The following is a 22,739-nucleotide window of genomic DNA, read 5'->3' as shown; positions in this document are numbered from 1 at the left end:
TAGAATTGCACACCGTCGCGTCATCGCATACGCGGTGTCGACCCGAGGAGAGCTTTGTGACCCACCCCACCAGCGTGCGGATCGTCGATTCCGCCGATGTATCGCCCGCTGCCACCATCGGTGCCGGTTCGTCGATCTGGCATTTGGCGCAGGTCCGTGAGGACGCTCAGCTGGGCGAGAACTGCATCGTCGGTCGTGGCGCATACATCGGAACCGGCGTGATCATGGGCGACAACTGCAAGGTGCAGAACTACGCCCTGGTCTATGAACCCGCGAAACTCGGAGACGGCGTCTTCATCGGGCCGGCGGTGGTGCTCACGAATGACACCTATCCTCGCGCGATCAATGCCGACGGCACGATCAAGAGCGCTCATGACTGGGAGCCGGTCGGAGTCACCATCGAACGCGGTGCGGCGATCGGCGCTCGCGCCACCTGTGTCGCGCCGGTCAGGATCGGCGCATGGGCCACGGTCGCCGCGGGTGCCGTGGTCGTCAAGGACGTCCCGGCGTACGCACTCGTCGCCGGTGTTCCCGCGCGCCGCCTCGGCTGGGTGGGCGAGTCGGGTGTGCCGTTGACTGCAGGTGTCGAAGAGAACATCTGGATCTGCCCGTCGACGGGCGCACGTTACGTAGAGACTGACGGAACTCTGAGCAAGGAGACAATGTGAGCGATTTCATTCCCCCCGCGAAACCCATCATCGGCGACGAAGAGCGTGAGGCCGTCGACCGCGTGCTGCGCAGCGGCATGGTCGCTCAGGGACCCGAGGTCGCGGCGTTCGAACAGGAGTTCTCGGCGCACTTCGTGCCCGGACGTCCGTCCGTCGCGGTGAACTCCGGCACCGCGGGCCTGCACCTGGGACTCCTGGCGGCTGGCGTCGGGGCCGGCGACGAGGTCATCGTGCCGTCCTTCACCTTCGCGGCCACGGGGAACTCCGTTGCGCTCACCGGCGGAACTCCGGTCTTCGTCGACATCGAGCCGGAAACGTTCACGCTCGACCCCGAGGCCGTCGCGGCGGCGATCACGCCGAGGACCAAGGGCATCCTGCCCGTGCATCTGTATGGACACCCCGCGCGGATGCGCGAGCTCGAGGCGCTGGCCGCTGAACGCGGCGTCGCACTCTACGAAGACGCGGCCCAAGCGCACGGCGCTTCCCTCGACGGACGCCCCGTCGGCTCGTTCGGCGAGTTCGCGATGTTCAGCCTGTATCCGACGAAGAACATGACCAGCGGCGAGGGTGGGATGGTCACCACGGCGACCGACGAGATCGCCCGCCAGGTGAAGTTGCTGCGCAACCAGGGTATGGAGCGACAGTACGAGAACGAGGTCATCGGCTTCAACGCCCGCATGACCGACATCCACGCGGCCATCGGCCGGGTGCAGCTGTCCAAGGTCGACGCATGGACGAAGACCCGCCAGGACAACGCGGCGTTCCTCGACGCGAACCTCCAGGGTGTCATCGTGCCGCCGGTCGCCGACGGCGCCGTGCACGTCTACCACCAGTACACGGTCCGTGTGCCCCAGGACCGCGATGGGTTCGTCGCCGCCCTCAAGAGCGAGTACAACATCGGAGCGGGCGTCTACTACCCGATCCCGAATCACCGTCTTCCCTCGCTGGCGCATTTCGCCCCGGGACTCGACCTGCCGGAGACCGAGCGGGCCGCGGGAGAGGTCGCGTCGTTGCCGGTGCACCCCTCACTGAACCAGGACGACCTCGAGCGCATCGCCGCCGCGGTCAACGCCGTCGCGAAGGCGGGCGCGTGATGACGTTGCGAGCCGGTCTGCTCGGCGTCGGAATGATGGGCCGCCATCATGCCCGGGTGCTGCGTGAGATAGATGGCGTCGATCTTGTTGCGATCGCCGACCCTGGGGGCGACCCGCACGGAGTCGCCGGAGATCTCGAGATCCTGCCCGACATCGAGGCGCTGATCGGAGTGGGCATCGATATCGCCGTCGTCGCCGTGCCCACCCGCTTCCATGAGGATGCCGCGCTCAAGCTCGCAGCCGCTGGCGTGCACACTCTGGTCGAGAAGCCGATCGCGCACAGTGTCGAGGCGGGGCAGCGCATGGTCGACGCGTTCGCCGCGGCCGGCCTGGTCGGGGCAGTCGGCCATATCGAGCGCTTCAACCCGGCGGTGCAGGAACTGCGCCGCCGGATCGAAGCCGATGAGCTCGGAGCCGTGTACCAAGTCGTCACGCGTCGACAGGGTCCGTTCCCGTCGCGCATCGCCGACGTCGGTGTGGCGAAGGACTTGGCGTCGCACGATGTCGATCTGACCGCCTGGGTCGTCCAGAGCGACTACGAGCGCGTCTTCGCGCAGACCGCCTTCAAGAGCGGTCGCGAGCACGAGGACATGATCACGATCACCGGGCGCACCGCATCCGGCGTCATCGTGAACAACATCGTCAACTGGCTCAGCCCGATGAAGGAGCGGCTGACCGTCGTGACGGGGGAGAAGGGCGCGTTCGTCGCCGACACCTCGACCGGTGACCTCACTTTCTATGCCAATGGCACGATCCCCCTCGAATGGGAATCCGTGTCGTCGTTCCGCGGGGTCTCCGAAGGAGACGTCACGCGCTACGCGTTCGCCAAGCGCGAGCCGCTGCGCGTCGAGCATGAGGCCTTCCGCGATGCCGTGCTCGGGCGGGATACCGACGTCGTGACGATGGAGCAGGGGCAGCGGACGCTTGCCGTCGTCGAGGCGGCTCTCGAGTCGGCGAGAACCGGGGCGTCGCTATCACTGTGATCCGCTCCGCGGATCGCACGGGTTCCGCGTGTGAATTAAGGATGCTGACGTGACGACCTCTCCTGCGGTGCAGACCGCGCTCGTGCTCTCGTACTCCGACATCGCGTCGGATCCACGTGTACGCCGCGAGATCGACTGGCTCGTGTCGGACGGCTGGACCGTCGACACGATCGGCCTTGGCGCGCATCCCACCGCGTCGGTGCGGGATCATTTCGCCCTGGCGGAGGCTGGAGCGTTCGCCCGATCCCGAGTAGGAACCCTGCTGGCCCACACCCTCCTTCCGCACCGCCAGCGGTTCCGCGCGCTCGTCGCTCGACGCATACCGAAGGAAGCCAGGGGGCGGGTCAGGAGCGGCCACTACGACCTCGTGGTGTTCAACGAACCCGAGTTCGCTCCGTGGGCAGAGGATCGAAAGGACTTCACCCCCGCTACGAGACGGGGACGGATGCACCTCGACCTGCACGAATATCACAACCCGGACGTCAGGCGCCGCACCCTCGGTGGACGGATCACCGGTCCGCACTATCGGTGGACGCGGCGCCACATCGCTTCGCCCGCCTTCACCAGCCGGACTGTCGTGAACACCCCCATCGGACAGCTGTACGCGGACGAGTTCGGCATCCCTGTCCCCGCGCAGGTGCGTAACGCGCCTCCGTTCGTTCCCGATCTCGAGCCCAGCCCGGTGGACCCCGCCGAGATCCGAATGCTCTTCCACGGGCTCCCCAGCTGGTCGCGGGGGTTCGCAGAGCTGCTCGAGGCGTTGAAGGAACTGCCGGCGAGCTTCTCCATGACGTTCATGCTCACGGCGAACCCGGCGGTGCACGCCCGTCTTCGCGACGAGATCGCCGTGCATCCGGCCAAGGATCGGATTCAGATCGTCCCGCCGGCCCCCATGCGTGAGATCGCGCAGAGGATCAACCCTTACGACGTCGAGATCGTGTTTTACAAGCCCACCGGAGTCAACCTCCAGTTCGCGATGCCGAACAAGTTCTTCGAAGCCGCGCAAGGCCGCCTCGCGCTCGTCGTCGGCGAGACCGCGACGATGGCACCGATCGTCCGCGAGTACGGACACGGACTCGTCGTCCCTGAGTTCACCTGGGAATCACTCCGCGACACGCTCGCCGAGCTCGACGCGCCCAAGGTGGAGCGGATGAAGAGACGTTCCGCGATCGTCGCAGCGGCGATCAACTCGGATTCGGAAGGGCGTTCGTTCCTCGGAGCGATCGCTGATTCTCCGAAGATCGGGGCATCATCGTGAAGGCGAACTGGAAGCTCTACAAGGAGGTCCTGAGCGTCCTACCTCCCAGTGCGGGCCGCTTCCTGGCGGTATACGCCTCGATCATGGGTGTCCTGGCCCTCATGGACGGTCTCGCGCTCGGTCTGCTCGCCGTGGTGATCGCGCCGCTCGTAGGCAACACACCGGTCGTCCTCCCCGTGTTCGGAACGCTCGAGGGCGCGCAGATCCTCATCCCGCTCGTGCTCGTCTGTGTGCTCATCGTGCTGAAGGGCGTGTTCGCGCTCACGCTGCAGTGGTTCGCGACGCGGAGGTTCGCGCGTTATGAGCTCGAGCTCGGAGTGCGCGTGTTCGACGGCTACATCCGTGCACCCTGGGTGGATCGGCTGCGGAGGAACTCGTCCGATCTGGTGCGCATCAGCGACGGCAGCGTGAGCACGACGATCTCGGGTTTCCTTCTGCCTGGCGCTTCCGTCATCGGCGACTTCATGAGCTTCGTCTCGCTGATCCTCGTCCTCGCCATCGCACAGCCCATGGTCGGTGCGGTCACCCTCGTGTATCTCGGACTGATCGCACTCGTCCTTCAGCTCCAGATCTCCCGACGCTCGAAGCAGGCGGGTCAGGTGGCGTTGCGCTACTCCATGCGCTCCTCCAGGTTGATCACCGAGATGATCGGCGCTCTGAAAGAGGTCACGCTGCGAGGCAGCGCCGCTGAGGTGGCGGGCGTCGTGCGGGAGAACCGTTCACATGCGACGCGTGCCCGCGCCAACTCACAGTTCCTCGGGCAGGTGCCGCGTTACGTGCTCGACGTCGCTCTGATCGGCGGGATCGTGCTCGTCGGCGCGTCCGGCTATCTCGCCGAGGGCGACGTCCAGGGAGCGATGGCATCGATCGCGCTGTTCGGTCTGGCCGGATTCCGTCTCGCCCCCGCGCTGGTGCGGTTCCAGAGCGTGCTGCAGCAGTTGAACGTCAGCACTCCGCATGCCAGGGCTGTGCTCGATGAGATCCGGAACTCCGACCGCTACATGAAAGCCGCGACGATCGGTGACACCGGTACGCTGCCTGCCGAACCCGCGCGCATCCGCCTGCAGGATGTCGGATTCCGCTATTCGCCGGACGCGAGCGAGGCCGTCCATGGGGTGACGCTTGACGTGCCGTTCGGATCTCAGGTCGCGTTCGTCGGGGCATCGGGTGCGGGGAAGTCCACGATGATCGACCTCCTTCTCGGACTTGTCGAACCGACCTCCGGCACGATCCACATCGACGATGTGCCGCTCAGCACGGCCCTCAATGCCTGGCGTGCGCAGATCTCGTACGTTCCGCAGGAGGTCTCGCTGTTCGACGCGACAGTGGCTCAGAATGTCGCTCTGAGCTGGCGTTCCGACTTCGACCGCGAGCGTGTGACCGCGGCGCTCGACCAAGCCCAGGTGCTGCCGCTCATCGAGGCGAGGGCCGGTGGGATCGACGGTCGGATCGGCGAACGCGGGCTGTCTCTCTCAGGAGGACAGCGGCAGCGTCTCGGAATCGCCAGGGCGCTGTACACCGTGCCACGGGTCCTTGTCATGGACGAGGCCACCAGTGCACTCGACACGGCGACAGAGGCGGCGGTCACTCAGGCGATCGAAGGGCTCCGTGGCAGCATCACGACGATCACTGTCGCTCACCGACTCTCGACCATCCGCAACGCCGACATCATCTTCTTCATGCGAAACGGCGAAGTCGCCGCATCCGGAACCTTCGCAGAGGTCGTCGCTGCTGAACCGGAGTTCGCGCTGCAGGCGGCTCTCGCCGGACTCATCGCTCAGGAGGAACAGCAGCGTGAGGACAGCTGAGCCGGTGGTCGACGTCATCGTCGGAGTTCACAACGACCGACGACCGGTCGAGCGTACCGTAGCGTCGGCACTCCGCAATCGACTCCCGATCCGCGTCAGCGTTGTGGCGCACAACGTTGACGCTGCGCTGATCAGGGCGCGCCTCGGAACAGTCGGAGATGATGAGCGCGTGCGACTTCTCGAGCTGCAGGATGGAGTGCGATCGCCCGCGAACGCCTTCAACCACGGTCTCGATCACGCGACGGCGGAGTTCGTCTCGATCGTCGGCTCCGACGACGAACTGGAGGAGCACGCACTGGACGAGTGGGTGGCGTTGGCCGATCGACTGGGAGCAGATATGGTTATCGCACCCGTCGTCCGAGACGGCGGGGAGGGGGTGCCGACACCGCGTGTTCGCGCGTCACGATTCGGACGGATCGCGGACCTCGACCGCGATCGCCTCTTCGAGCGCGCGGCCGCCCTCGGCCTGCAACGGCGCGCTCCGACAGAGCATCTCCGCTACGCCTGCGGGCTGCCGCGCGGAGAAGACCAGGCGTACGGGCTGGAACTGTGGGCCGGACATCGTGTGGTGTTCGACCCGCGGACTCCCGCGTACAGGGAGCATGCCGATCAGGACGACCGCATCACCCACGTCTTCGGGCCGCTCCTCGATGACTTCACCTTTCTCGATGTCCTGCGGCCGGCCCTGGAGAAGGTCACGCCTCCTGTCCGCCGCGCCGTCGCGGCCAAGATCGTGCGCGTGCACCTCGTCCCCGCGATTCGCGTGCGAGCTGCCGCCGGCAGCTTGACCGCAGAGGACCGCGCCGCTGCGGCAGCGGTGCTCCGCGCCATGACCGATCTCGCCCCTTCGTGCCTGGGGCTGCTTCCGCGCACCCTCGCTCCCGAGATCCGTGCCGTCTCGACGGCGGTCGCGGCCCCGTCGCCGATGAGGGGACGACTGGGGGTCGTGCGCGATCTGCTGCCGATCGATCTGCGGGCAGTGCTGCATCGCCACGCCCCGTTGCGGCTGCAACTGGCCGGCCGAGTCGTCTCACGACGGACCGCGCGTTCAGCCGCCGCGCGGTCGCGAGGGTTGACGTCGAGTGGCGGGACCCGGAGCTATGGCGACGTCGTCGTCGTCGCTCCGCACGGTTCGCCGATCGCGGACCGATTGCGCGTGGAGCATTCCGCTGTGGTCGTCGGCTATGCCGGATCCGGCGCATCCATCGCGGTTCCCGTCCCGGGGGCACGGTCGCGCTGGTTCCGCGACAGGCTCGGCGATTCGTTCCCCGGACGTCTGCTTTCGCGGCTCGTCGGCGTCGACGACTCCTCACGTTTCGCTGCGGCGGTTCGACGGACGCCGACCGCCAAGGCTGTGCTGGACAGGGCCGGTCTGATCGTCGCCGCCGACGAGGATGCCGTCCTGGCATCGTGGCGCGCATCACGGCGAGGAGCGGCGAAATCGGTCGTGCTGGGTCATGCCGCAGCGGCGGCGGCCCTTGCCGAGAGGGCGAGCCGATGAGTCGGCCGCATCTGCTCTACACCGCCTGGAGCTTTCCCCCGAGCAGGGCGGGCGGGGTATACCGCGCCCTCGCCACCGTGAATGCGTTCGCGGCGGCAGGCTGGGATGTGACGGTGCTCACGGTGCCCGAGAGCGTCTTCAGCGGTTCGACCGGAACGGATGCGGCGCTGCTGCAGGAGGTGGATGGCCGGGTCCGGATCGTCCGTGACGAGCCGGATGTTCCCGCCTTCCAGAACGATCTGACACGGTGGCCGTGGTTGCGTGCCCGTCAGCCAGAGCTGTACAAGCTCATCGATCTGCGTCGCGATCTGCCGCGGTTCCCGGAACCGAACTACGGCCGCTGGCGCCCTCGCCTCGAGGCCGTCGCGGAGCGGATCCATCGAGAGCACCCTGTCGACGTCGCCATCGGGACTGCAAATCCGCATGTCGATTTTATCCCCGGCTGGCATCTGAACCGACGTTTCGGCGTCAGACATGTGATGGACTATCGCGATGCCTGGCAACTGGATGTCTTCTCCGGGCGGCGCCTGATCACGGCTACACCGGACGTGCGTCGGTGGGAGCGTCGCCTCATGGCCTCCGCCGACGAGATGTGGTTCGTCAACGAGGCGATCCGATCCTGGCATGTGGCGCAGAATCCGGGCGAGGCCGAGAAGATGCACGTCGTCGCGAACGGGTTCGATGAGTACGGGAATCCGCTCAGGGTGCCGGTTCGGGACGGGCGTGAACAGGGGCTGGTCTTCGGCTACATCGGGACCATCACCCCGAAGGTTCCGCTGAAGACCCTGATCCGAGGATGGGCGCGTGCTCGTCGGGAGGAGCCGGCGCTGGCAGGGGCTCGCCTCGATCTGCGCGGCTACCTCGGGCACTTCGGGGCCGGGGAGGTAGAGACGCAGCGTCTCGTCGCGGAGGCCGAGGCGGATGGCATCCGCTACCTCGGCCCGGTAGCGAAGACGGCGATCGCGGATACCTACCGCGGGTTCGATGCGCTCGTGCTTGCGCTCGGCACCGGACGCTATGTCACCAGCGGCAAGGTATACGAGTACGCGGCGACCGGAATCCCCGTGGTGTCGGTCCATGATCCCGGGAACGCGGCGAGCGACGTTCTCCGTGGTTCGCCAAGCTGGGTGCCGAGCCGTTCGCTGTCAGTCGATGACGTCGCTGACGCACTCGCAGCGGGCGCCCGCTTGGCCAGGGATCAGACGCCGGTGGAGCGGGAGGCCGCGCAGGAGTGGGCGGCGGGTTACTCGCGCACAGCACAGCTCGAACCGCGAATCGCTGCGCTCGTCCCGCGCTGAGTGCGTCGTGTCAGCTACGCAGCCGTGCGATGGCGTCGGTCCAGCCTTCGATCTGCCGCTCGGATGAGAGGTAGTCGGCGGCCCGATCCGCTCGTTCCTTCCATTCCGCGACCTTCGCGGGAGTGAGGGCGTCCAGGGCGCGTGCCACGTCCTCAGCGGTGAACCCCGATGCGACCTCCCCGAAGCCGTGACGTTCGACCAGGCCGGCCATGGCGGGGGTGGGGCCGACGATCAACCCGAGTCTCGCCTGGACGAAGTCGAAGAACTTGTTCGGGAGCGCGAGCCGGTTATTCGTCGAGGTCGCCGGAAGGATATGGATCCCCACGTCGTGGGTCGCGAGTGTGTCCACGAGGTCGGCGTGGGGTACGGGTGGAAGGACACGGATCCGCGGTCCGATCTCCAGGGCGCGCGCGCGCAGTCGCTCGATGTACGCCGGGTCGTTCGGCATGAGATGGAGAGTGAACTCGATGTCCGCGGTTGACATGCCGACAGCTTCGATCATGGTTTCCAGGTGCCGTCCCTGCAAAGCGGCGCCGGAGTGAACGAGTCGGATCGGCTGCGACACCGGTCGTACCGGGAGGTCGCGCAGACGGGAGGCGTTGACCACGACTCCGGACGAGAGACCGAGCGCGCGATAGCGTTCGGCGATCTCCTGGGCGACGGTGGTCGTGGACGCGGCAGGAGCGGCGAAGCGCCGCACGAGCCAGGCATTGTAGGGTCCGCGGAGTCGTGCCCAGCGGGGGTTGTCGTCGTGGAGACCGGGGAAGTACTCGTGAAGGTCGACGTGAACGCGCCGCGCGGGCGCAATCTGGTAGGCGAGCGGTGCCGCATCGATGTCGTTCGCGAGGACGATGTCCGCCTGCACGCCACGAAGTGACCGCCGTGCCGCCCGGTACAACGGCGACATCGCGTGGATGAGGCGGTACAGCCGCAGCCGCAGCAGCAGCGATTCGACCAGCATCCTCAGCTGCCGAGAACGTCCGCTCGGGGGCTGGGGGAGAACGATGTGGCGCGTTGCTCCGGCAGGCGCAGGGCCCCATCCTGCGGTGATGAGTTCGTACGAATCGGAGAACGCGTCGATCTGCCGCAGCAGTCGCGCGTCGGTGGACAGGTTCGAGAACGAGACGATCAGGAGGCGGGTCATCGTGCGCCCTTCCGGTGCATGCTCATCGCCTGGTCGAAGGCGGCTTCGTATCCTCGCAGCACCGCGGATTCCGAGAACCGCTCGCGGATGGTGGCGGCGACGGCTTCAGGTTCCATCTGGTCGAGATGCTCGCTCACGTCGAGCAGGGCATCCGCGTACGCTTCAGGCGTGCGCGGCGCGACGAGGCGGCCGTTCTGTTCGGTCACGTAATCGCGCTGACCTCCGAACGCGCCCAACACCACGGGACGACCGTGTGAGATCGCCTCGATGGCGCTCAGGCACAGCGTCTCGCCTCGCGTCGGCAGCAGGAAGATGTCGGCCGATGACAGGGCGGCCGAGACTCCATCCGCATCCAGTGCCCCATGCAGTGTGATGCCGTCGTCTCCGGTGGTGAGGTCCTCGATCTGCGAGCGCAGTGGGCCTTCGCCGACCCAGTCCAAGGTCGCTGGTACACCGCGTCGGCGCAGTTCCTGCACGGTGCGGACTGCGAGTATCGGGTCCTTGCCCTTCACGAGGTGGCCCACCGCCACCAGACGGAGGACCGAGGGGTCGCGAACGATAGACACAGGCATCGCGTCGCGGACGACGGACGGGACGATCATCGTCGGTCCCGTCCTGAATCGCTGGACCTGGGTGAGAAGGTGGCTGCTCACCGCGGTGACCACGTCGGGGCGGCGAAGCAGCCGACCCGTCAGCCGAAGCACGAGGCGTCCGCGAGCGGAGAGCGAGGCAGGATCGCCGATTCCCGACCAGTGCTCCGAGTGCACCCAGGGCTTGGCCATCCGGTGGCCCTGGAATGGGAGGAGCGCTTGGAACGCGTGAGTGTGCACGAGATCGAACCCGTGGCTCAGAGTCCGTATACGCCGCCACGCGGAGAGCAGGTCTCCCGGGCGGGACCGTGACATCGGCACGCGGTGTACGGGAAAGGGTGAGGTGGCGTCCGCTTCCAGATCGGTAGCCCTCAGCAGGGCTGGGTCCACGAGATGGACGAGCTCGACCTCGTGGGACGAGCTGATGAGCTCTGTGTCGCGCTGGACGAAGACCCCCGCGATCGGGGACGCGATCGTCGGATACCAGGGCGTGATGACGAGGATGCGCACTTCCCTACGGTACCAACCGAATTCCCTGACTCGGCCGCCTAGACTTGTGTCCCGTGAAGATCGTCAGCGTCGTGGGCGCGCGCCCGCAGTTCGTCAAGCTCGCCCCCATCCACAAGGCCGCGCTCGCCGCGGGCGTCGAGCACATCATCGTCCATACGGGCCAGCACTACGACCCGATGCTCTCCGATGTGTTCTTCGAAGACCTCGGCATCGGGAGCCCAGACGTGCATCTCGGCGTCGGCAGCGGCTCGCACGGTGTGCAGACCGGGGCGATGCTCGCGGCGCTCGATGCGGTGTTCGACGAGCACCGCCCGGACTGGGTGCTGGTATACGGCGACACGAACTCCACGGTGGCCGCGGCGCTGAGTGCGGTGAAGATGCACATCCCTGTCGCGCACCTCGAAGCGGGCCTTCGCAGTTTCAACCGACGCATGCCCGAGGAGCACAACCGTGTGATGACCGATCACGCCGCCGATCTCCTCCTCGCACCGACGCAGGTCGCAGTCGACCATCTCGCCAGCGAAGGTCTCGCTGCCCGCACCACCCTCGTGGGCGATGTGATGACCGACGTCCTGTTCGAAGTCCGTGATGAGGTCGGCTCTCGCCGGTCGATGCTGGTCGAGGAGCTGGGCCTGACTCCTGGTGGCTACTATGTCGCGACGATCCATCGCGCCGAGAACACTGACGACCCCTCTCGACTCAGGGAGGTCGTCAACGCGCTCGGCGGTCTCGACAAGCCCGTGGTCCTGCTCGCGCACCCGCGGGTGGTCGCGAAGGCCGCCGCGCACGGGATCGCGCTCACCCAGGGATCCCTCGTCGCCCACCAGTCGCTCGCCTACCCGGAACTGATCGCTGCCGCACTCTCCAGCGCGGGTGTGGTCACCGACTCCGGCGGTCTCCAGAAGGAAGCGTTCCTGCTGCGCGTGCCATGCACGACGGTGCGGACCGAGACAGAATGGGTCGAGACCGTCCAGCTTGGATGGAACGTGCTGGCGAACACAGCCGCCGAGATCTCCGCCGGCGTCACGCGACCTCGCCCTGCTGACACGTCCGAAGCGCCTTACGGAGACGGCCATGCCGCGGAGCGTGTGATCCAGGAACTGACCAGAGCGGCTGAGGAGACCTCGCGCGCGTGACCTCGGTCGAGACCGTCATCCGACCTCGTCGCGAGTTCCGGACCGATGTCCAGGGGCTTCGCGCGGTCGCTGTCGGTCTGGTGCTCCTTTACCATGCGGGCGTGCCCTTCATCACGGGCGGCTATGTGGGTGTCGATGTCTTCTTCGTCATCTCCGGGTTCCTGATCTCGAGTCACCTGATGGAGTCTCTCGAGCGGGACGGCCGCATCCGCTTCGCCGAGTTCTATGCCAGACGCATCCGACGGATACTTCCTGCTTCGCTCGTCGTGGCCGTGCTCACGGCGATCGCGGCGATCATCTTCTATCCGCCGCTGGCGCTTGAGGGGGTCCTGCGCGACGCGCTCGCGACCATTCTGTATGTGCCCAACATCTGGTTCGCGATCCAGGACACGGACTATCTCGCGGATCACGCCGCTTCTCCATACCAGCACTACTGGTCGCTCGGGGTGGAAGAGCAGTTCTACCTGGTGTGGCCGCTGATCCTCGTCCTCCTGGTGTTCCTGGTTCGCAGGCGCAGAGCTCTCATCGTCGGCGGCATCGCAGTGCTCGCGGTGGCGAGTCTGCTCAGCGGAGTGCTGCTGACTCCCATCGACCAGCCGTCGGCCTTCTTCCTGCTTCCGACCCGCGCGTGGGAGCTCCTGGCCGGTGGGCTTGTCGGAGCGGTGCTGCTGCGTGGTGCACCGCGACTCCCCGGCTGGATCGAGGCGGTCGGTGGCTGGGGCGGACTCGCCATGATCCTGGGAGCCGCGCTGCTGTACGACGACAGCACGGTATTTCCCGGCACAGCGGCAGTACTACCTGTCCTGGGCACGGCGCTCGTGATCCTGTTCGGCGCGCGGGGGCGGGCGACGGGCCCAATCGGTTTGCTCTCGCTCCGACCGATGCAATTCGTCGGGTTGATCTCCTACTCTCTCTATCTCGTCCACTGGCCCCTGCTGATCGTGACGCAGGCAGCCGTCGGCGAGCAGAATCCGCTCAGCCTCGCCATGAAGGTGTTCGTGGGGATCGTGATAGCACTGCCGCTCGCCTGGCTGCTGTTCCGTTTCATCGAGACCCCGCTGCGTCGGCCCCGCGCACTCCTGGGCAGGCCCGCTCGGGTGACTCTCTGGGGAACCCTGGCGCTGACTTTGGTGCTGGTGGCTGGAACAATCGGCGCGGTGCAATGGGCTGCGACGCGGGACGTCGGCACCGGGGATGCGGTCGCGGTCGCGCCGGACTTCCCGGTGTCGCCCCCCAATGGCACGCCTTTCGTTCCGCGCAACATCACTCCACAGCTGGATGCCGTTGCGGATGACATCCCGCCGATGCATCGCGATGGATGCCACTACGACGCGAAGCGCGAAGACGTGCAGGACTGTCGCTACGCGGACCTCGACGGCACACGGACGATCGCGGTCTTCGGCGATTCGCATTCGGCGCAGTGGTTCCCCGCCGTGGAGGACTTCGCGGACGACGAGGGCGGCATCCGCATCGACACTTATACGAAATCCTCCTGCCCTGCGGCCGATGTGACGGTGCTGGACAAGGGCGTTCCCTACACATCGTGTGATCGATGGCGCGACGCCGTTCTGGAAGCGCTGGTCGCCGATCCGCCTGACCTCGTCGTGATCTCGAACTACGCGAACCTTGTGCTCGCTGGTGTCGCAGACCAGGAGTCGCGCTCCAGCGTGTGGAGAGACGGGGTCGAGCGCACCGTAGGTCGCCTCAGAGACGCCGGAAGCGAGGTTCTGATGATTGCAGACACGCCACGGTTCGCCGTTTCTCCCGCCATCTGCGCTTCGTCCAACGTCCTGGATGTCACGTCGTGCGCGGGCGAGCGCGCGGAAGTGCTCGACGCCGATTTCGCTGCGCAGGAGCATGATGCGGCAGAAGCGGCCGGCGCGGTATACGTCGACCTCAACGACTACATCTGCACTCAGGACAGCTGCCCGGTGATAATCGACAACATGTTGGTGTATTTCGACGTGAACCACCTGACGGCGACCGTCGTCTCTTATCTCGAGCCGGCGCTCGAGCCGACGTTCGCCTCGCTGCTCGGCATCGACGCAGGAACCGACCCGTAGAATGGAAACCATGCGCATTGCTGTCGTCGCCCTCGGAAAGATCGGGCTTCCCCTCGCCGTCCAGTTCGCCGATTCCGGTCATGAAGTCGTCGGCGTCGACGTGAACCAGAGGGCCGTCGACACGATCAACGCAGGCCTCGAGCCGTTCCCCGGTGAGGCGCACCTCCAGGAGAAGCTCGCCGAGCTCGTCCCCTCAGGACGGCTGCGCGCGACGACCGACTACGCGGACGCCATCCCCGGTGCAGACGCTGTCGTGCTCGTCGCCCCCGTCTTCGTGAACGACGAGACGTGGGAACCCGACTTCAAGTACATGGACGCCGCGACCCGGTCGCTCGCCGAGCACCTCACGCCCGGCACCCTCGTCTCGTACGAGACCACACTCCCCGTCGGCACCACGCGCGAGCGCTTCACCCCCATGCTAGAAGCCGGTTCCGGCCTCACCGAGGGCACCGACTTCCACGTCGCATACTCCCCGGAGCGCGTGCTCACCGGCCGGGTCTTCGCCGACCTGCGCAAGTACCCGAAGCTGATCGGCGCGCTCTCCGACGAGGGCAACCGTCGTGCCCGCGAATTCTACGAAGCCGTCCTGCAGTTCGACGAGCGCCCCGACCTTCCCCGCCCGAACGGCGTGTGGGACCTGGGGACCACGGAGGCCTCCGAGATGGCGAAGCTCGCAGAGACCACTTACCGTGACGTCAACATCGGCCTCGCGAACCAGTTCGGCCTGTTTGCCGCATCGCACGGCATCGACGTCTACAAGGTGATCGAGGCCTGCAACTCCCAGCCCTACAGCCACATCCACCGACCCGGCATCGCCGTCGGCGGGCACTGCATCCCCGTCTACCCGCGTCTGTATCTGTCGACCGATCCCAGCGCCGACATCGTCCGCGTCGCGCGCCAGCTCAACGCCTCGATGCCGGAGCGTCTGGTCGCGCAGGCAGAGGGCATCCTCGGCGATCTGAACGGTCAGCGCGCCGTCGTCCTCGGCGCTGCCTACCGCGGTGGCGTGAAGGAGACAGCGTTCTCCGGTGTCTTCCCGACGGTCAAGGCACTCAAGGATCGAGGGGCTGAGGTCGTCGTGCACGACCCGCTGTACTCTGACGAGGAGCTGCGCGGACTCGGGTTCGAACCGTACGCGATCGGCGGCGAGGTCGACCTGGCTATCCTGCAGACGGACCATGCCGACTACCAGGAGCTCTCTCCGGCGCAGTTGCCGGGAATCAAGCTCATCGTGGACGGTCGTGCGGCGACGGATCCTGCGCGTTGGGCTGGCACCCCGCGAATCGTCGTCGGCGCGGCGAACACCGGGGTCTGAACTGACACAGATTGTTTCCCGGGGGCTTGGCTCTCGTCCCCGTACTCGGCACGGCAGCCGTCATCGCGGCGGGCACCGCCACGCCGTGGCTCTGGCATTCGCCGCTGACGTCATTGCGTCCGGTGCAGTGGCTGGGCGACGTCTCCTACTCGCTTTATCTGTGGCACTGGCCGCTCATCGTCCTGATGCCGTTCGCCGTCGGCACCACGCTGCCCACGGTGATGAAAGCGGGGATCCTGTCTGTCGCACTGGTGCTCGCCTGGCTAACGTACCGGTTCGTGGAGCGTCCAGGACAGCGCTGGTCGCTGCTCGCGGCGTCGAATCGGCGCACCTTCGTGGCGATGCTGGCAGGCATGGGGGCGGTGATGCTCGCCGGCGGTGCGCTCATGGTGACGGGGAATCTCCGTGAGGCGGCCGACGTGCCGCCTGTCTCCGTGACAATCGAGGAGTGTGTCGGACCGCAGGCGATGTCGTCGCCGGAGGAGTGTCCGAACCGGTACGCTCCCGCCTCCGAGACGGTGATGGGGTCGAGGAGCTCCTACTTCCATGTGCCTTCGTGCGTCGCCCGCCCGGATCTGCTGCCGTTCGGTAGTCGGACCGCCACTGTGGAGTGCGATTTCAGTGTGGGCGAGGCGCACCCCACCACAGTGTGGCTCGTCGGCGATTCGCACGCCGAGCAGTGGAAGGGCGCGGTATTCGATCTCGCGAGGCAGAAGCACTGGTCAGTGCTGGCGAGTTTCGGCAGCGGATGTCCGGTCATCGACGCGCCGTTCATCGGCTTCCGTGAACCGGCGCCGGCAGCGGATCAGGAGCGTTGCCGGGCATGGTCCACAGCAGTCCGCGAGGCCGTCGTACAGCAGAAGCCCGACTAAGTTCTCACCTGGTCCGCAGGGCGGGTCCAGCTCGTCGATGACGGGACGGGGCGACCCCAGGGCATGCAGTTCACCGCGGCCTCGAGCGGACGTGGACCGCGTGGGCGGATGCAGGCGTCACAGTAGCGGCTCTCGGCGGCGTTCCGTTCAACGGAGAGGTGCGCTCTCCCGATTGCGTCCTGGTGAACGCCGGCGATCCGCTGGCGTGTGCAGCGTCACGGGGGGAGGCGCAGCCCCGTGACCCGTACCTCGACGCCGCACAGGCGAATTCCCCCGGGATCCGCGCCTTCGATGCCGATCCATGCTTCTGCGACGCCGACAACTGTTACGCCGTGATCGGCGGCGTGGTCGTGTACTACGACGCCGACCACCTCAATCTCGACTACGTCCGTCGGCTTGCGCCACCTCTTGCTCGGGCGATGGGGATCGACTCGCGCTGACACACCGGCCGGACGCGCGTCCTATTCCGGCCGGGACTGCGGGGACCGAGTCGGAGCGGATGCCGGTTCGGTGACGCTTTCCGTCTGGCGTGACGCTGCGCGCAACGTGAGCGCGGCGGACAGGACGAAGAAGATGAGGCCGGGCACCGCGTAGCGGAATTGTGTCGGTGTGCCGTTGGTGATGTTGTACAGCGCCGTCCCGAGGATCGCGCCGAGCAGCAGGTGAGCTTCCGGGCGCCGGAAGAACAGCACCATGCCGACGAGCGCGAGAATGATCAGCAGCAGCAGCGTGAGATCACGTTCCAAGAACGTCCGGAGGTCGCCCGAGAGAATCCGCAGGGTCATGCGAGGAACCGCGAGGATCGCCTCGCCGATGGAGTCGGCTTCGGCCTTCTTGAGGAACTGGTCGAGCTGCGAGAACGACGGGAAGAGGACCGTCTGCAGGAGCTGGCATCCGATCGCCGTGCCGGCGACGACGAGAGCCGGCCACCCCCATTCGCTCCATCGTCGTCCGAACAGCGATCCGAGAAGCCACGCCATCACGAACGCACCGGCCACGATGAACGTCGCCTGCCGGGTGAATGCCGAGCCGACCACCGTGAGTGCCACGATCACAAGCATCCATGAGCTCCGCTTGCGGAACCACGCCCACGTGGCGACGAGGGTGAGCGCTGTCCACAAAGCCGAGAGCGACTCGGTGAGCATGCCCCCGTTGAACATCATGAGCTGATAGCTCGCGTTGACGAGGATCATCACGGTGACGGCGACCCCGTTGCCGAAACGACGACGGAGGATCTGGGCGAACACGACCGTCATCACCAAGGTGATGAGCAGCACCGTCCCTGCAAGGCCGAACGGGCCGAAGAGACGAACCGGGAGCGCGGCGAGAGCAGGGAGCACGACGCGCGGCTGCACCAGGCCCCATCCGAACAGCTGATCGACGTCCGGGACGGGCACTCGGTACGCATCGGCGAAGTCGATGGTGAGGTCACGTGCGGATTCCTGCGACTCGCCCCCGAACCAATACGCCATGGCGAGGTAGTACCGGGAGTCCGGGTAGAAGAACGGGAGCCTGCGCACGTAGGCGACGTAGCCGACGGCGAAGCTGCCGAGCACGATGAGCCATGTGAGGATGTCGCCGCTGCGTGTGCCCACCCAGGTGCGTGCGCCTCGAAGACGCGATGGGGCAGAGGGGGAGGAAGAGCTCATGTGACGGTTCTCGTTCGTTGTCGTGCGGCGGCTCGGAGACGCGCCGATCGTTGTCAGTCCGGTGGGGGCGTGCTGAACGGGGAGTAGGTCGGTGTCGAGGGCGTCGCCTGGATGTCGAGTTGCAGGGCGCTGATGAGCATCTGTGTACCGATCATCAGTGGGAGCGCGGCGAGCATGACGGTGGCGGCGGTGGCGACGACGGAACCGGCGATCTGGAAGATCACCCAGATGCTGATACCGACACCGATCACGAACAGCAGCAGCCCCATGAAGAGCAGCAGCGCGATGGGGGAGAACGACCAGAGGACGTAGCGGTACCAGATTCGTGACCAGTATCCGACCGTCAGACGATTGAGGAGCTCCGGGATCACCTTGCTCAGCCGTATGCTGGAGACTTCATCGCCGTAAACCGCAGGGATCGGAACGTCTGTCGCCGGCACCTGCAGGATGTTCAGGTGGATGAGGAGATCATTCTCGAAGCTGTATCGCTTCGCCACGCGATCCAGCGGCACCCGCTCGAGGACCTCTGTCCGGATGGCGGTGTAGCCGTTCTGCGGGTCGAAGAGGTTCCAGTAGCCCGATGCCAGCTTCGTGAAGAACGAGAGCACGATGTTCCCGAAGACCCGGTGCCCCGGCATGCCTCGGAACGACTCGGGGGAGTAGAAGCGGTTGGCCTTGGCGAACCCGAAACCCCCGTCCGTCACTCTGTCCAGAAGCGCCGGCAGGTAGGCGGGATCCATCTGCGCATCGCCCGCCATCACGACGTTGACGTCGGCACCGAGCTTCATCGCCGCACAGTGGGCGGTGATGATCGCGCCGCCCACGCCCTGGTTCTCCTCATGGCGGATGAGCGTGACTCTCGGATCACCGACGTCGCTCACCACCTGGCTGGTCGCATCGGGGCTGCAATCGTCGACGATGACGATGTGATCGACGTACTCGGGCATCGTCCTGATGACCGTGGCGATCATCTTCTCTTCCTTGTACGCAGGCACGACCGCCGCGATGGTCGCATTCTTATACATCGGAACTCCGGGTCGAGGGGGTGACGAACACCCAGTAACGATAGGCGAAGTAGTTCCACACCGTCGTCGCCACGACGGCGACGACCTTCCCGGCGAACCAGCCGGCCCCGCTCTGGTCGACGAGCCAGACGATGCCGGTCGTCGCGATCGTGTTGAAGACGACGAGAGCGGTGTATCTGGCGACGCTCGGCACGACCTTGGAGTCCGATGCGAACGCGACCATCCGCTGAAGTGTGTACGTCACGGCGAAGGAGGCGAGGAAGGCGAGGGGAGTCGCGATCGCGAGCGGCACGCCGAGCATGTCGTGCGCCAGCCAGAGAAGCCCGACGTCCACCAGGAAGCAGAATCCACCGACGACGAGATACCGGACAGCGCTGCTATTCCAGGCGAGGCGCGCCAGATCGCGGGCAGTCTTCGGCATACTGCCATTCTCTCAGACCGAGCCCGCAGGTTCGCACAGGCGCGCGCCGATACGATGGAGTACATGGATCTTCTCGTCGTCGGGTCGGGTTTCTTCGGCCTCACCATCGCTGAGCGCGCCGCCGAAGCCGGCCGCAAGGTAACCGTCATCGACCGCCGCCCTCACATCGGCGGCAACGCCTACAGCGAGGCCGAGCCCGAGACGGGTATCGAGGTCCACCGCTACGGTGCGCACCTCTTCCACACGTCGAACGCGACGGTGTGGGAGTACGTCAACCGCTTCACCAGCTTCACGAACTACGTCCACCGCGTGTACACGACGCACAAGGGCACGGTCTTCCCGATGCCGGTGAACCTCGGCACGATCAACCAGTTCTTCCAGTCGGCCTACACCCCCGACCAGGCACGGGCGCTGGTCAAGGAGCAGGCGGGCGAGTTCGATGCCAAGACGGCCGCGAACTTCGAGGAGAAGGGCATCGCCCTCGTCGGGCGCCCCCTCTTCGAGGCCTTCTTCCGCGACTACACCGCGAAGCAGTGGCAGACGGACCCGCAGAAGCTCTCCGGCGACATCATCAGCCGCCTCCCCGTGCGCTACACGTACGACAACCGCTACTTCAACGACACCTGGGAGGGCCTTCCCATCGACGGCTACACGGCGTGGCTGGAGCGGATGGCGGACCACCCGAACATCGAGGTCAAGCTCGGCGTGGACTACTTCGACGATGCGCAGCCGCTCAGCAAGAAGGCGACCGTCGGCCAGCTCCCGGTCGTCTACACCGGACCGGTCGACCGCTACTTCGAGTACACCGAAGGCGCGCTCAGCTGGCGCACGCTCGACTTCGAGCAGGAAGTGCTGAACGTGGGCGACTTCCAGGGCACGAGCGTCATGAACTACCCGGACATGGATGTGCCGTACACCCGCATCCACGAGTTCAAGCACTTCCACCCGGAGCGCAAGGATGTCTACGAGCAGGACAAGACGGTGATCATGCGCGAGTTCTCGCGTTTCGCCGAGCGGGAGGATGAGCCGTACTACCCGGTGAACACCCCGGCCGACCGCGAAGGCCTGCTGGCCTACCGCGAGCTCGCCAAGGGGGAGAAGGGCGTCCATTTCGGCGGCCGACTCGGCACGTACCAGTACCTCGACATGCACATGGCCATCGGCTCGGCGCTGTCGCTCTGGAACAACTCTCTCTCCTAGACTCGACATCGTGAGTCACGCTGCTGTCGGGGCGCCCGGGACGCCCCGGCGCTATCTGCATTCGCTGTGGCTGCTGTCGGCCCGCGACCTGAAGGTCCGCTATTCGACCAGCTTCCTCGGCTACCTCTGGTCGGTGCTGGATCCGCTCGTGATGAGCGCGATCTACTGGTTCGTCTTCACGCAGATCTTCCAGCGCGATGTCGGTGAAGAGCCATACATCATCTTCCTGATCAGTGCGCTGCTCCCATGGGTGTGGTTCAACGCCTCCGTGTCCGACTTCACCCGGGCGTTCAAAAAGGATGCTCGTCTCGTGAGATCGACCTCGATCCCGCGGTCGATCTGGGTGAACCGGATCGTGCTCAGCAAGGGCGTCGAGTACCTGTTCTCGTTGCCGGTTCTCGTGCTGTTCATCATCGTGAACCTCGTCGTGGAGCTCGATCCGAATCAGACGGTGCACGTCGGCTGGGGAATCCTCTGGATGCCGGTGGCCGTGCTCCTGCAGACGATCCTGCTGGTCGGGCTGGGGCTCCTGGTGGCGCCCCTGTGCGTGCTCTTCGTCGACCTGGAGCGCACGACCGCGCTGATCCTGCGCGCGATGTTCTATGCGACGCCGATCATCTACAACGTGACCGATCTCCCCGGCATCTTCCAGACGCTCGGCGCGTTCAATCCGCTCGCGGGCATCTTCATGCTCTACCGGATGCCCTTCTTCCCCGACCAGTGGAACCCGTTCACGCTGACGATCAGCGTCTTGATGAGTCTGCTGATCCTGGCGCTCGGCATCTGGACCTTCCGCAGTCTGGAACGACCAGTGCTGAAGGAGCTGTGATGTCCTCGGCGATCGAAGTGCAGAATCTCGGCGTCCATTTCCGTCGGAACAGGCGGGGCAGCCGCAGCTTCAAGGACCTTTTCGCTGGTGCTTCGCGGCGGTCGCGTCCCGGCGAGTTCTGGGCGCTGCGGAACGTGTCGTTCTCGGTGCAGCCGGGCGAGTCGATCGGGGTCGTCGGACGCAACGGGCAGGGAAAGTCCACGCTTCTCCGGTTGGTCGCCAAGGTGCTGCTCCCCGACGAGGGCACGGTCACGGTGAACGGGGGAGTCGCCCCCCTGATCGAGATCACCGGCGGCTTCGTGGGAGACCTCACGGTGCGTGAGAACGTGCGCTTGACCTCGGGGCTTCACGGGATGTCGCGTGAGGAGGTCTCGCGCCGCTACGACGGCATCATCGAGTTCGCCGAGCTCGCCGGGTTCGAGGACACGCCCTACAAGCACCTCTCGAACGGGATGAAGGTCCGGCTCGCGTTCGCCGTCGTTTCTCAGCTCGATGAGCCGATCCTGCTGGTCGACGAGGTGCTCGCCGTCGGCGACAAGGCCTTCCGCGACAAGTGCTACAAGCGCATCGACGAACTGCTCGCCGAGGGGCGGACGCTGTTCTTCGTCAGCCACAACGAGCGCGACCTCCGGCGGTTCTGCACCCGCGGGCTCTACCTCGACAAGGGCGAGCTCGCGCTCGATGCGCCGATCGCCGAGGTGCTCGACCGCTACAACGCTGACTACGCGGTGTAGCGGCCAGCACTCGACGAGCTGACGGAGGTGTCGCTCAGAGCCCGACCAGGCTCCGCAGCGCGTTGACCGATTTCCGTGCGGCATCGACGGCCGCGGCGACACCGGAATCGTTCGTGATCGCCGTACGGAGCTGCGTGAGACGCTGTGCGTAGTCCGTCACGCCGTCGTACCACTTCGAGGCGATGGAGGAGGGCGCCTGGGCGTCCGACAGCCGCTGCGCGTCCTGCTGCAGCGTGTCGACGACGGGGAGGGCATCCTGCCCGCTCGCACCCGCGATGATGTCGAGCCCGCGCGGTGCCGAGTTCAGCCACCCGCTCACCTGACCGCGGAACACCTCGACGGTGGGGTCGGTCGCGGGGGGAGGCGTGAGGGCCGGGGTCGGCTCCGGCTCCGGAGCGGTGGTGGCCGTCGGCGTCGGCGTGGGTGTCGGCGTCGACGTGGGAGTCGCGGTCGCCGTCGGTGTCGGTGATGCGGACTCGGACGGGGTGGGAGAGTCGCCCCGCGGCAGGAGGAAGAAGAGCAGCAGGCCCACCGCCACGAGGGCGACCACCGAGAGACCGACGATGAGCCACACCCGTCCGGTCCGCTTCGGCTGCGGAGGCAGAGGTGCCCAGCGCAGCTCCGGCTGCGTTTCGTCCATC

At 66.3% G+C, this 22,739-nt stretch carries 20 protein-coding genes and 1 pseudogene; 15 read left to right on the top strand and 6 right to left on the bottom strand.

All coding sequences use genetic code 11. The features are described 5' to 3' along the window. The first annotated feature begins 56 nt into the window (after positions 1-56). The 7 genes from AC6CHX_RS04965 to AC6CHX_RS04935 are packed head-to-tail and all read left to right on the top strand — an operon-like array spanning position 57 to position 8,610. The gene (locus AC6CHX_RS04965) at positions 57-668 is read left to right on the top strand and encodes an acyltransferase (RefSeq protein ID WP_498271849.1); all 612 of its coding nucleotides are present in this window, start codon (positions 57-59) and stop codon (positions 666-668) included. Further along, on the top strand, positions 665-1,762 hold the full coding sequence (locus AC6CHX_RS04960; protein WP_498271848.1) for a DegT/DnrJ/EryC1/StrS family aminotransferase: 1,098 nt from the start codon (positions 665-667) through the stop codon (positions 1,760-1,762). Before AC6CHX_RS04965 ends, AC6CHX_RS04960 begins: the two co-directional genes overlap by 4 nt. Further along, positions 1,759-2,745 (top strand): Gfo/Idh/MocA family oxidoreductase, encoded by a 987-nt coding sequence (locus AC6CHX_RS04955; protein ID WP_498271847.1) that lies wholly within the window; start codon positions 1,759-1,761, stop codon positions 2,743-2,745. The genes AC6CHX_RS04960 and AC6CHX_RS04955 overlap by 4 nt, the downstream gene beginning before the upstream one ends. Positions 2,746-2,794: 49 nt before the next feature. After that, positions 2,795-4,003: a glycosyltransferase family protein gene (locus tag AC6CHX_RS04950; protein ID WP_498271846.1), complete on the top strand. Its 1,209-nt coding sequence runs from the start codon at positions 2,795-2,797 to the stop codon at positions 4,001-4,003. Beyond that, positions 4,000-5,811, top strand: a complete 1,812-nt coding sequence (locus AC6CHX_RS04945; RefSeq protein WP_498271845.1) for an ABC transporter ATP-binding protein — start codon at positions 4,000-4,002, stop codon at positions 5,809-5,811. The genes AC6CHX_RS04950 and AC6CHX_RS04945 overlap by 4 nt, the downstream gene beginning before the upstream one ends. Further along, positions 5,798-7,312 (top strand): glycosyltransferase family 2 protein, encoded by a 1,515-nt coding sequence (locus AC6CHX_RS04940; RefSeq protein WP_498271844.1) that lies wholly within the window; start codon positions 5,798-5,800, stop codon positions 7,310-7,312. The genes AC6CHX_RS04945 and AC6CHX_RS04940 overlap by 14 nt, the downstream gene beginning before the upstream one ends. Next, on the top strand, positions 7,309-8,610 hold the full coding sequence (locus tag AC6CHX_RS04935) for a glycosyltransferase (RefSeq protein ID WP_498271843.1): 1,302 nt from the start codon (positions 7,309-7,311) through the stop codon (positions 8,608-8,610). Before AC6CHX_RS04940 ends, AC6CHX_RS04935 begins: the two co-directional genes overlap by 4 nt. 10 nt (positions 8,611-8,620) lie before the next feature. On the opposite strand, the gene AC6CHX_RS04930 is transcribed toward AC6CHX_RS04935, so the two are convergent. Next, positions 8,621-9,754 (bottom strand): glycosyltransferase family protein, encoded by a 1,134-nt coding sequence (locus AC6CHX_RS04930; RefSeq protein WP_498271842.1) that lies wholly within the window; start codon positions 9,752-9,754, stop codon positions 8,621-8,623. Further along, a complete protein-coding gene (locus tag AC6CHX_RS04925) occupies positions 9,751-10,854 on the bottom strand; it encodes a glycosyltransferase family 4 protein (protein WP_498271841.1) in 1,104 nt (367 codons plus the stop codon). The genes AC6CHX_RS04930 and AC6CHX_RS04925 overlap by 4 nt, the downstream gene beginning before the upstream one ends. A gap of 53 nt (positions 10,855-10,907) precedes the next feature. Between AC6CHX_RS04925 and wecB the strand changes: the two genes are divergently transcribed. The 5 genes and pseudogenes from wecB to AC6CHX_RS04900 all read left to right on the top strand — a co-directional run. Further along, a complete protein-coding gene (gene wecB, locus AC6CHX_RS04920; RefSeq protein WP_498271840.1) occupies positions 10,908-11,990 on the top strand; it encodes a non-hydrolyzing UDP-N-acetylglucosamine 2-epimerase in 1,083 nt (360 codons plus the stop codon). Beyond that, complete coding sequence (locus AC6CHX_RS04915; RefSeq protein ID WP_498271839.1) at positions 11,987-14,053, top strand: acyltransferase family protein; 2,067 nt, start codon at positions 11,987-11,989, stop codon at positions 14,051-14,053. The genes wecB and AC6CHX_RS04915 overlap by 4 nt, the downstream gene beginning before the upstream one ends. A 10-nt stretch (positions 14,054-14,063) precedes the next feature. Beyond that, positions 14,064-15,368 (top strand): nucleotide sugar dehydrogenase, encoded by a 1,305-nt coding sequence (locus AC6CHX_RS04910; RefSeq protein ID WP_498271838.1) that lies wholly within the window; start codon positions 14,064-14,066, stop codon positions 15,366-15,368. A 26-nt stretch (positions 15,369-15,394) separates the two neighbouring features. Continuing rightward, positions 15,395-16,240 carry an acyltransferase family protein gene (locus AC6CHX_RS04905; protein ID WP_498271837.1) on the top strand — a complete coding sequence of 282 codons (846 nt, stop codon included), beginning with the start codon at positions 15,395-15,397 and terminating at the stop codon, positions 16,238-16,240. 80 nt (positions 16,241-16,320) lie between these two features. After that, positions 16,321-16,680, top strand: a pseudogene (locus AC6CHX_RS04900) (SGNH hydrolase domain-containing protein); the annotation flags it as partial. 21 nt (positions 16,681-16,701) lie between these two features. Here the strand turns inward: AC6CHX_RS04900 and AC6CHX_RS04895 are convergent. The 3 genes from AC6CHX_RS04895 to AC6CHX_RS04885 form a co-directional block, all read right to left on the bottom strand. Then, entirely contained in the window at positions 16,702-17,835 is a 1,134-nt protein-coding gene (locus AC6CHX_RS04895) for a glycosyltransferase family protein (RefSeq protein WP_498271836.1), read from the bottom strand. A gap of 107 nt (positions 17,836-17,942) precedes the next feature. Further along, complete coding sequence (locus AC6CHX_RS04890) at positions 17,943-18,914, bottom strand: glycosyltransferase family 2 protein (RefSeq protein WP_498271835.1); 972 nt, start codon at positions 18,912-18,914, stop codon at positions 17,943-17,945. Beyond that, positions 18,907-19,335, bottom strand: coding sequence for a GtrA family protein (locus AC6CHX_RS04885; protein ID WP_498271834.1), 429 nt, complete (start codon positions 19,333-19,335; stop codon positions 18,907-18,909). Before AC6CHX_RS04885 ends, AC6CHX_RS04890 begins: the two co-directional genes overlap by 8 nt. 63 nt (positions 19,336-19,398) lie before the next feature. Here AC6CHX_RS04885 and glf point away from each other — a divergent pair, with 63 nt between their 5' ends. Genes glf through AC6CHX_RS04870 form a run of 3 tightly spaced genes read left to right on the top strand, consistent with a single transcriptional unit; the run spans position 19,399 to position 22,098 of the window. Next, a complete protein-coding gene (gene glf / locus AC6CHX_RS04880) occupies positions 19,399-20,535 on the top strand; it encodes a UDP-galactopyranose mutase (protein ID WP_498271833.1) in 1,137 nt (378 codons plus the stop codon). 10 nt (positions 20,536-20,545) lie between these two features. Next, the gene (locus AC6CHX_RS04875) at positions 20,546-21,364 is read left to right on the top strand and encodes an ABC transporter permease (RefSeq protein WP_498271832.1); all 819 of its coding nucleotides are present in this window, start codon (positions 20,546-20,548) and stop codon (positions 21,362-21,364) included. Then, positions 21,364-22,098, top strand: coding sequence for an ABC transporter ATP-binding protein (locus AC6CHX_RS04870; protein WP_136043631.1), 735 nt, complete (start codon positions 21,364-21,366; stop codon positions 22,096-22,098). Before AC6CHX_RS04875 ends, AC6CHX_RS04870 begins: the two co-directional genes overlap by 1 nt. A 34-nt stretch (positions 22,099-22,132) precedes the next feature. Here AC6CHX_RS04870 and AC6CHX_RS04865 read toward each other — a convergent pair whose 3' ends face one another. Continuing rightward, a complete protein-coding gene (locus AC6CHX_RS04865) occupies positions 22,133-22,738 on the bottom strand; it encodes a hypothetical protein (RefSeq protein WP_498271831.1) in 606 nt (201 codons plus the stop codon). Position 22,739: the final 1 nt, after the last annotated feature.

The organism is Microbacterium sp. GQ128 (genome assembly GCF_059758615.1).
This window is presented reverse-complemented; position numbering and strand designations above follow the sequence as displayed.

Coding starts and splice junctions, on each gene's coding strand:
- AC6CHX_RS04935 (WP_498271843.1), top strand. CDS start 7,309: ATGAGTCGGCCGCATCTGCTCTACACCGCCTGGAGCTTTCCCCCGAGC.
- AC6CHX_RS04930 (WP_498271842.1), bottom strand. CDS start 9,754: ATGACCCGCCTCCTGATCGTCTCGTTCTCGAACCTGTCCACCGACGCG.
- AC6CHX_RS04910 (WP_498271838.1), top strand. CDS start 14,064: ATGCGCATTGCTGTCGTCGCCCTCGGAAAGATCGGGCTTCCCCTCGCC.
- AC6CHX_RS04890 (WP_498271835.1), bottom strand. CDS start 18,914: ATGTATAAGAATGCGACCATCGCGGCGGTCGTGCCTGCGTACAAGGAA.
- AC6CHX_RS04885 (WP_498271834.1), bottom strand. CDS start 19,335: ATGCCGAAGACTGCCCGCGATCTGGCGCGCCTCGCCTGGAATAGCAGC.
- glf (WP_498271833.1), top strand. CDS start 19,399: ATGGATCTTCTCGTCGTCGGGTCGGGTTTCTTCGGCCTCACCATCGCT.
- AC6CHX_RS04870 (WP_136043631.1), top strand. CDS start 21,364: ATGTCCTCGGCGATCGAAGTGCAGAATCTCGGCGTCCATTTCCGTCGG.
- AC6CHX_RS04865 (WP_498271831.1), bottom strand. CDS start 22,738: ATGGACGAAACGCAGCCGGAGCTGCGCTGGGCACCTCTGCCTCCGCAG.